Source organism: Sphaerospermopsis reniformis, assembly GCF_005402885.1.
GTDB lineage: Bacteria > Cyanobacteriota > Cyanobacteriia > Cyanobacteriales > Nostocaceae > Sphaerospermopsis > Sphaerospermopsis kisseleviana.
In genome coordinates this window covers 1-8,302 of the sequence record NZ_BJCE01000236.1, presented here as the reverse complement: position 1 = coordinate 8,302, position 8,302 = coordinate 1, and the positions used below count along the sequence as shown (strand labels likewise).

At 30.1% G+C, this 8,302-nt stretch carries 7 protein-coding genes and 1 pseudogene; all 8 read left to right on the top strand.

Annotation, left to right across the window (positions count from 1 at the left end):
• Positions 1–559 precede the first annotated feature (559 nt).
• Positions 560–1,825 carry a hypothetical protein gene (locus FFR48_RS22655; RefSeq protein ID WP_137668925.1) on the top strand — a complete coding sequence of 422 codons (1,266 nt, stop codon included), beginning with the start codon at positions 560–562 and terminating at the stop codon, positions 1,823–1,825.
• Between the two features lie 46 nt (positions 1,826–1,871).
• Positions 1,872–3,152: a glycosyltransferase gene (locus tag FFR48_RS22650; RefSeq protein WP_137668924.1), complete on the top strand. Its 1,281-nt coding sequence runs from the start codon at positions 1,872–1,874 to the stop codon at positions 3,150–3,152.
• 4 nt (positions 3,153–3,156) lie between these two features.
• Positions 3,157–3,846, top strand: coding sequence for a class I SAM-dependent methyltransferase (locus FFR48_RS22645; RefSeq protein WP_137668923.1), 690 nt, complete (start codon positions 3,157–3,159; stop codon positions 3,844–3,846).
• A 24-nt stretch (positions 3,847–3,870) separates the two neighbouring features.
• Positions 3,871–4,938: an NAD-dependent epimerase/dehydratase family protein gene (locus FFR48_RS22640; RefSeq protein ID WP_137668922.1), complete on the top strand. Its 1,068-nt coding sequence runs from the start codon at positions 3,871–3,873 to the stop codon at positions 4,936–4,938.
• Between the two features lie 54 nt (positions 4,939–4,992).
• Positions 4,993–6,060, top strand: coding sequence for an NAD-dependent epimerase/dehydratase family protein (locus FFR48_RS22635; protein WP_137668921.1), 1,068 nt, complete (start codon positions 4,993–4,995; stop codon positions 6,058–6,060).
• Between the two features lie 58 nt (positions 6,061–6,118).
• Positions 6,119–7,135 carry a glycosyltransferase family 2 protein gene (locus FFR48_RS22630; protein WP_137668920.1) on the top strand — a complete coding sequence of 339 codons (1,017 nt, stop codon included), beginning with the start codon at positions 6,119–6,121 and terminating at the stop codon, positions 7,133–7,135.
• A complete protein-coding gene (locus FFR48_RS22625) occupies positions 7,132–8,007 on the top strand; it encodes a glycosyltransferase family 2 protein (RefSeq protein WP_137668919.1) in 876 nt (291 codons plus the stop codon). The genes FFR48_RS22630 and FFR48_RS22625 overlap by 4 nt, the downstream gene beginning before the upstream one ends.
• 28 nt (positions 8,008–8,035) lie before the next feature.
• Positions 8,036–8,302, top strand: a pseudogene (locus tag FFR48_RS29640) (glycosyltransferase family 1 protein); the annotation flags it as partial.

The following is an 8,302-nucleotide window of genomic DNA, read 5'->3' as shown; positions in this document are numbered from 1 at the left end:
CGGTTATATGAGAATTGGTTGTGCTTTTTTCATTTTCCGCTATGGGGGTGTCTGTTCTTACAGGCATCCCTTGATTTTTTTGCAGTCCCTTTCACTAATGATCGCTCTCTTTTAGTCTAAAGTCCAGTAGTTAGGGGATGCTGAATAAATGTAAAACCTAGATAAATCAAGGGATTGAGGATGATGAAAATTAAAATTGCGCCTGGTTTTAGGTGCTATGATCCTCAAAAAGCTTGCACTTTGTGAGTGTTTGCAGAATTTCAAAATAAAAAAAACTCCTTGAACTCCTGACTCCTTGAACTCCTGGCCCCTCACAGATAACTTTTTCAGCAACCCCTAGTTATTAAGATTTATTAAGAAATATATCTAATACAGTTGCTATTGAATTATCCCTATGGAATAATGAATTATATAAAATAGCTGTATTTATATTTAGGACTTACGCAAGATGTGACTAAAAACCTTATTCTTGCGTAGGGGTAATTCATGACTTACCCCTACTTTCGTTTCCTTTTGCGTAAGTCCTGATATTAACTTTATATTTGAGGTAAATTTTCGGATGCAACTAATTCATACATTCAAACAAAATAAAATTGATTTTAATCCTATCATACTATTTACTACTTGTTTTATAATACTCTTTTTGAGAAGAATAGATGCTTTTTTGAACCCGCAATTTTGGGCTGAAGATGGAACTATTTTTTATTCTCAAGCCTATAATTTAGGTGTATTAAAATCTTTATTTGTTCCCCATGCTGGATATTTACATACTTTGCCACGGTTGGTAGCAGGTATTTCTCAATTAATTCCTTTACACTATGCTCCTTTGTTATTTAACTTAGTTGCTATTACTTTTCAAATCATACCTGTTTTACTTTTTTGTTCTAAAAGATTTGAAACTATTTTACCTTCTGTAAAACTAAGACTACTTATTTCAGCAATATATTTGGCATTACCTAATTGTTTTGAAATACATAGTAACCTTACTAACACTCATTGGTATTTAACTTTTTTGTGCTTTCTTGTAATAATAGCTCCTGTAAGTAATACAAAGTTTTATTTTTTATTTGACATAATGATATTTCTGATAACGGGTTTGTCAACTATATCCTCTGTTATGATACTGCCATTTGTTTTGGGTAACTATTATTTAGTTGGTAAAAATAAGACTAGAAAGATATGTTTACTCATTTCATTGCTGACTTCTATTATTCAACTATCTGTTTTATTCAGCACTAGCTCAAGATTATCTCATAATTTATTTTCATCAAGAAATTTAGATTTTCTGGCAAAAGTCTTATCTAATAACGTTTTTTTGCCATCTTTAATTGGACTAAATAGGACAAGCTATTTATTAAAATTTTTAGGTGGTGATCTGAATGATATACCTTGGAATTTTATTGTATATATAATATTTACATTAAGTATGATGTGGTTAATATATTGTTTAATAAATTCTCCACAAGAAATTAAAATGTTAATATTATTTTCATCGGTAATGACTTCTATAACGTTACTTTCCATGAAATCCTGGGAATTATCAATTCCTCCTGGTAATGCTAATAGATATTATATGTTTTCAACAATAACATTTATCATTACTTGGATATGGGGATTGTGTCAAAAACAATATTGGATAAAATGTGTTTCCTTTGTAATTATAAGTACAGTCATTTTTGTGGGCATTACTGGAGATTTTACCCATAATCCTTATACTGATTTTAAATTTTCATATTATGCTAAGGAATTTGAGAAAATTTCAGCAGGAACAACGTATAAAATTCCTATTAATCCTACATGGGAAATGACTTTAATTAAACGGTAACTAAAACTAACTAAATATATACAGATTAAGTATATTAGGCGAAAAAATGAAAACCTATTTATTTTCCAAAAAAATCCTAAAATTCCTGATTTGTGGAGGAATAGCAGCCTTATTCAACCTAATTCTCATCTTTGTAATGATTGAATGGTTAGGATGGAATAGTCCTTTATTAAGAAATGTATCCAATACACTTGCTACTGAATTATCTCTATTACTGAGTTTCTTTATTTATCGTCTTTGGGTATGGACAGGAGGAGTTTGGAATATTAAAGAAGTTATATTTAAACAAATTCCTCTCTATCATTTATCTGCCGGAACTGCTGTTATTTTAAGAGTATTTGTCGTTTTTCCTATTTTAGATTGGCTAAAAGTTGATTATAAGATTAATACATTGATTGGGGTTTTATTAAGTGCTAGTTTAAATTATATTATCAGCGATCGCCTGGTTTTCAAAAATCAACTCAAAAATCAAGCATCAGAAATATTTTATCCAGAAGGACTAGAACTATCTTTACATCAAAAATATAAGTTTAAATATCATGAAAATCACCAATCTATAGAATTATTTTCCCTAGTAATTCCAGCCTATAACGAAGAAGAAGGAATTACGCCAACAGTTAAATCTATTACTCAAGTATTAGAACAGGAAAATATCGCTTATGAAATATTAGTTGTTAATGATAATAGTAAGGATAACACAGAGCAAGTTTTACAAAAACTTTGTGCAGAAAATCCTCAAGTTAGATATATTAATAATTACTATCCTAATGGCTTTGGTTTTGCTGTGAGATGTGGTTTAGAAAACTTTGAAGGTGATGCAGTGGCTATTGTTATGGCAGATAGTTCAGATTCACCCCAAAATATTATAGATTACTATTATAAACTCCAGGAGGGTTATGAATGTGTATTTGGTTCACGATTTATTAAAGGAGGTAAAGTAATTGACTATCCCCAGCATAAACTAGTCATTAATAGACTGGCAAACTTATTTGTTAAAACTTTGTTTAGTTTAAAATTTAATGATACAACCAATGCTTTCAAAGCCTATCGTCGAGAAGTTATTGAAGGAATTTCTCCTTTAATGTCACACCATTTTAACTTAACTGTAGAAATCCCTCTCAAAGCAATTGCTAGAGGTTATACTTATACAATTATTCCTATTACCTGGACCAATCGCAAAACAGGCATTTCTAAATTAAAAATTAGAGAAATGGGGAGCCGTTACTTATTTATTGTGCTTTCAATTTTATTAGAAAAAATGCTTTCTCGTGGTGATTATGTTCGTCAACATTCTAAAATAAAAACTCTAAACAACAAAGAAAAATAAAATCATGCTCAATAAAGATGTAAAATCAAACCAACAAGAATATCTCCAAAAATTATATCAAAATCGTTTTGATTTAAAACAACAAAAGGCTAAACTTGAACTGTGGAAAATACTCATAAAAAATTTTCTGCAAAAGTATATTCATCAGGATTATGATATTTTAGATATTGGTGGAGGATACTGTGAATTTATTAATAATATTCAAGCCAAAACCAAGTATTTAATAGACCTCAATCCTAGTGCCAAAAATTTTGCAGATAGTAATGTTAACGTTTTAAACATTAATATTCTGAGTCTATCTGATCAAAAACAAATTGACCAAAAATTTGACTACATTTTTATTTCCAATTTCTTTGAACACTTAAATAATAAAGAAGAACTGATTGAAGTTTTAGCTTTTTGTTTTGAAATTTTAAAACCTAGTGGTTCTTTACTGGTAATACAGCCTAATTTCAAATATTCCTATAAAGAATATTATGATTTTATTGATCATCAATTACCAATAACTCACTTATCTTTAGAAGAATTATTGAAAACTATTGGCTATAAAATTGATGTGATCATTCCTCGTTTTCTTCCTTTTTCTACTAAAGGAAGACCATTTTCTCCAAATTTATTAAAAATTTATCTCATGATTCCTTTCTTTTGGAAAATCTTGGGAGGACAAATGTTTATAAAAGCATCTAAACCTTGATAATTAAGTAGGTATCTAAAAATCATGACTCATAAAATTCTCATTCCTGGAGGGGCTGGTTTTGTTGGCAGCTCCCTTGCTATAGGTTTAAAAAAACAATATCCAGATTGGCAAATTATCACCTTAGATAATCTTAAACGCAGAGGCTCAGAGTTAAATTTATATCGATTTAAAAAGCATAATATTGATTTTATTCACGGAGATATTCGCTCTTCATCCGACCTTGATCCGCAAATTTTAGACATAGATACAATTATAGATTGTTCAGCAGAACCTTCTGTATTAGCAGGATTTAGTTCACCTCAGTATGTACTACAAACTAATTTAATCGGCACAATTAATATCTTAGAATTGGCTAGACAAACTCAATCTCGGTTATTATTTCTCTCTACTAGTCGAGTTTATCCAGTTGAATCTTTAAAAAATATTAATATTATTGAATTAGATACCCGGTTAGAAATAGCTACAAATCAACTAATAACAGGTATTTCTGGTGAAGGTGTAGCAGAAAATTTCCCCTTAACAGGTTATCGTACTCTTTATGGTACAACTAAATTAGCCTCAGAATTGCTGATTGAAGAATACAGAAATGCTTATAATATACAAGCAATTATTAATCGTTGTGGCGTATTAACTGGACCTTGGCAAATGGGAAAAGTAGATCAGGGAGTATTTGTTTTGTGGGTAGCGGCTCATTATTTTGGTAAATCTTTAAGTTATATTGGCTATGGTGGTCAAGGAAAACAAGTGAGAGATTTACTGCATATTGATGATTTACTGAGTTTAGTAACATATCAATTAGAAAATTTTTCTGAATTAGATGGAGATGTCTTAAATGTTGGTGGAGGTAAAGAAAATAGTCTTTCTTTATTAGAAACTACTCAAATTTGTGAACAAATCACTGGAAAATCTATTGAAATTAAGTCAATAAAAGAAGAAAGACCTGGGGATATTCCTATTTTTATCACAGATTCTGCTCAAATTATGCAAAAAACTGGATGGAAACCCAAAATTAATCCTCAACAAACTTTGCAAGATATTTTTAATTGGATTAAAGATAATGAAATAATTTTGCAATCTGTGTTATCCTAAAAAAACTGTAATTTTTGATTTGATTTATACATTAATGTTCATCAAGGAGTTTTTATGTCCACAGTAATTATCACAGGATCTGCTGGGTTAATTGGTTCAGAGTCAGTACATTTTTTTGCAGAAAAAGGTTTTAATATTGTAGGTATAGATAATGATATGAGAGCTTTTTTCTTTGGTGAAAATGCTTCCACTAGTTGGAATCGTAATTTACTACAGGAAAAATATGGCGATCGCTATCAACATCATAACATTGATATTCGTGATCAGGAAGGCATTGGAAATTTATTTAAAGAATATTCTTCTGATATTAGTTTAATTATACATACTGCCGCTCAACCTTCTCATGATTGGGCTGCAAGAGATCCTCATACTGATTTTACAGTAAATGCTAATGGCACTTTAGTATTATTAGAGGCTACGCGTCAATATTGTCCTCATGCAGTTTTTATCTTTACTTCTACTAATAAAGTCTATGGAGATACTCCCAACTTTTTACCTTTACAAGAGTTAGAATCTAGATGGGAAATCGCAGAAAATCATCAATATTATCAAGGAATTGATGAATCAATGACAATTGATAATTCTAAACATTCTCTTTTTGGTGCTTCTAAGGTTGCTGCTGATATTTTAGTTCAAGAATATGGTAAATATTTTGATATGAAAACTGTTAGTTTTCGTGGTGGTTGTTTAACAGGTCCAAATCATTCTGGTACTCAACTACATGGATTTTTAGCTTATTTAATGAAATGTACTATTTTGGGTGATGCTTACACCATATTTGGTTATCAAGGTAAACAAGTAAGAGACAATATCCATAGTTATGATTTAGTTAATGCTTTTTACCATTTCTATCAAAATCCCAGATGTGGAGAAGTTTACAATATAGGAGGTTCTCGGCATAGTAATTGTTCTATGCTAGAAGTGATCGCTATTTGTGAAAAATTAACAGATAACAAACTAAATTATAGCTATTCTGAACAAAATCGCTCTGGTGATCATATTTGGTATATTTCAGATGTAAGTAAATTTCAAAACCATTATCCTCAATGGGAATACAAATATAATATTGATAACATACTACAGGAAATTTATCATGGACAATTAGCAAGAAAAATAAGTTAATTTAATTGAAAGCTACTTACAAATGAGGAGTCAAATTACCATCTCTCAACATCATTAAATGCAGTACCCAGAAAAAATCGCTATTGTTTTAGCAACCTTCAACCCAAATTTAGAATATTTACAAAAACAGATACAATCAATTAAAAATCAAGATTATAAAAACTGGGTGTGTTATATTGTTGATGATTGTTCTGAAACAGAATACCAAATAGCTATTCAAGAAATAATTGCTAAAGACTCGCGCTTTGTTTGTCATTTTCACAAGCATAACCTTCATCATTATTACAACTTTGAAAGAGGCTTAAATTATTGTTTTGAAGATGGAAATATTACAGCAATTGCACTTGCAGATCAGGATGATATATGGTATCCAGAAAAATTGAATATTTTAATAAAAACATTGCGTTCTGAACAAGCAATTTTAGTACATTCAGATTTACAAATGATAGATAGTAATGATGAAATTATTCATGATTCTACCTGGAATTTTGAAGGAAGAAACCCTGAGAAATTCTCCACAGATTTATTGTTACTTCGTAATGTAGTAACAGGATGTTCTGTCTTATTTTGTAGTTCTCTACTTAAAGAAATACTTCCATTTCCAGAACAGGAAAAGATTAGCTGGTATCATGATTGGTGGATTGCTTTAGTTGCAGCGCAGAAAGGCAAAATTGTTCATATTCACCAACCTTTAGTTAGCTATAGAATTCATGGTTTAAATAATGTCGGAGTTACGCGCGATGCAGGTAAAATTTATCCTGAGTTATCAGCATGGATAAGTAAAAATTTTAAAATTACTGGTAATAGCTATTTAGTTCATCGCAACTTTAGTCAAGCTTTTTATGAGCGTTTTCAGCAAGAGCTAGATGATGAAAATTGGTCTAATCCTTTTGATGATAAGAAACTGGATTTTGGTGTGAATATATTAAAATTATTTGGTAAAAGTTTATTAATGGGTTATAATTCTGAAGGTATAGCATTAAAAATTTGGGTATTAAAAATCATATTTGATTTGAAAAAAATCATCAAATCATATTCATTAAAAATTAACAAACATTACAACAAGAGAAAATGACGAAAAAAGTATCAATTATTTTAGTTAACTATAATGGTGCTGAGGTTTTGCCAGATTGTTTAAATTCTATATCTAAATTTTTCACCAAGGATAATTCAGAAGTAATTGTAGTTGACAATGCTTCTGAAGATTTTAGTCCAGATTTTGTAGCTAAAAATTTTCCTGATATTCACCTAGTTAGATTACCAGTAAATCGCGGATTTGGAGCAGGAAATAATGCTGGTGCAAAAGTAGCTAAAGGAGAATTTTTATTTTTATTAAATACCGATACCATAATTACCAGTAACATATTGCCACATCTGATTAATTTAATGGAAGAAAATCCAGAAGTAGGAATTATAGGACCTAAACTTTTATTTCCAGATGGCAGTTTTCAAATCTCGTTTTCACCAAAAATCAGTATTAAAGGTGAGATAGAAGCTAAGAAATTACAGAGTTATGCTCAGTTTCCAACTAAGTTAAATCCTTTAGAGCAGGATTTTAAACAAATTAAAGAAGTAGATATTGTTGTGGGAGCAGCACTTTTTATTCGTGCAGATTTATTTCATTCACTGGGTGGTTTTGATGAAAATTTTTTCATGTATTTTGAAGAGTCTGATTTATGTCAAAGAGTCAAAAATAAAGGTTATAAAATTTTATATACACCCCAAGTATCTTTAATTCATATTCGAGGACATTCTGTAAACAAGATTGCCAATAAAATGGTTGTAGAATATAGACTCAGCCAAATATATTACTATAAAAAGCATCGTCCTCTGTGGGAAAGATTGATTTTACGAGTTTACCTTTTCACAAAATTTTTATATGAATTTGTGATTACATCAAATTCTTATTCTTGGGAGATTGTTAAGTTAGTATTGAGATATAAATAATAATCTTGATAAATAGAAGGATTGGTTAATGAACACACTAAATAATTCATCCTGTCATCAATTAATCCTAAATTTAGCCATTATCTTCTCCCAACCAACCGGCATCAGCAACTATGCTTTAAATCTGTTACCATATTTAAAATATCTCCAACCTACCCTATTAACAGCGCAAAATTACCCTGAATTCAACTGCTACACCATCCCCAATAATCTTACACCCGCTGACGGTATTAAGGGACATTTAAACCGTCTCATCTGGACACAATTCCAACTACCCAAAATATACACAAACCTT